The sequence below is a fragment of the Pseudonocardia pini genome (assembly GCF_013870575.1).
GTDB classification, from domain to species: domain Bacteria; phylum Actinomycetota; class Actinomycetes; order Mycobacteriales; family Pseudonocardiaceae; genus Pseudonocardia; species Pseudonocardia pini.
On record NZ_JACBXB010001118.1, the window covers coordinates 1 to 1,296 of the forward strand.

The following is a 1,296-nucleotide window of genomic DNA, read 5'->3' on the forward strand; positions in this document are numbered from 1 at the left end:
GGTCCCGCACGGCGCGGATGAGCGCCTCGGGCTCGGCGTCCTTGAGGAGGAACCCCTGGACGCCGATGCGCAGCGCCTCGGCCACGTAGTCGTCCAGGTCGAAGGTGGTGAGCACCGCGGCGGGCACGGCGTCCGGCCGCGCACAGAGCACGGCGAGCGCCTCCAGGCCGGTCATCCCGGGCATCTGGACGTCCGCCAGCACGACGTCCGGACGGTGCTCCTCGACGGCCTCGATCAGGCCGCGCCCGTCGGCCGCCTCCCCGACGACCACGACGGTGCCGCGGGCCTCCAACACGGTCCGCAGACCCATCCGGAGCAGTGCCTCGTCGTCCGCGAGGACGACGCGCACCGGCTCGGACATGCGCCGAGCCTACTCAGCGGCGCTTGCCCTTCCGCTCCCGCTTCTCCCGGACCCGCACGGAGAGCCGGATCGGGGAGCCGGCGAAGCCGAACTCCTCGCGCAGCCGCCGCTCCAGGAACCGGCGGTAGCCCGCCTCGAGGAAACCGCTCGTGAACAGCACGAACGTGGGCGGACGGGTGGCCGCCTGGGTGGCGAAGAGGACCTTGGGCTGCTTGCCGCCGCGAACCGGCGGCGGGGTGGCGGCGATGACGTCGGACAGCCAGCTGTTCAGCTGTCCGGTCGGGATCCGCTGGTCCCACGAGCTCAGCGCGGTCCGCATCGCCGGGGCGATCCGGGAGGTGGCGCGGCCGGTCAGCGCGGAGATGTTGACCGTCTCCGCCCAGCGCACCCGCACGAGGTCCCGCTCCAGCTCGCGCTTCATCGCCAGCCTGCGGTCCTCGTCGACGAGGTCCCACTTGTTGAACACGATCACGAGCGCCCGCCCGGCCTCCTCGACCATGGTGAGCACGCGCTGGTCCTGCTCGGAGATCGGCTCACTGGCGTCGAGCAGCACGAGGGCGACCTCGGCCGCCTCGATCGCCGCCTGGGTCCGCAGCGAGGCGTAGTACTCCATGCCCGACGCCGTCTTGACCCGCTTGCGCAGGCCCGCCGTGTCGACGAAGCGGAAGATCTCGCCGTCGAGCTCCACGAGGGAGTCGACGGGGTCGACGGTCGTGCCCGCGACGTCGTGCACCACGGAGCGGACCTCGCCGGACACCCGGTTGAGCAACGAGGACTTGCCGACGTTCGGCTTGCCGACCAGCGCCACGCGGCGCGGGCCGCCGAGCTGGTTGCCGAAGGTCTCGCGCGGGGTCTCCGGGAGCGTCTCGAGGATCGCGTCGAGCAGGTCGCCGGAGCCCCGCCCGTGCAGGCCCGAGACCGGGTGCGGCTCGCCC

General features: G+C 73.0%; 2 protein-coding genes. Both read right to left on the reverse strand.

Going from position 1 to position 1,296, the window contains the following annotated elements; all coding sequences use genetic code 11:
* Positions 1 to 361 (reverse strand): response regulator (locus H5J29_RS33045; RefSeq protein ID WP_181784814.1); only part of this gene is annotated, 361 nt, incomplete at its 3' end.
* A 13-nt stretch (positions 362 to 374) separates the two neighbouring features.
* A partial coding sequence (der, locus tag H5J29_RS33050) for a ribosome biogenesis GTPase Der (RefSeq protein WP_181784815.1) occupies positions 375 to 1,296 on the reverse strand: 922 nt, incomplete at its 5' end.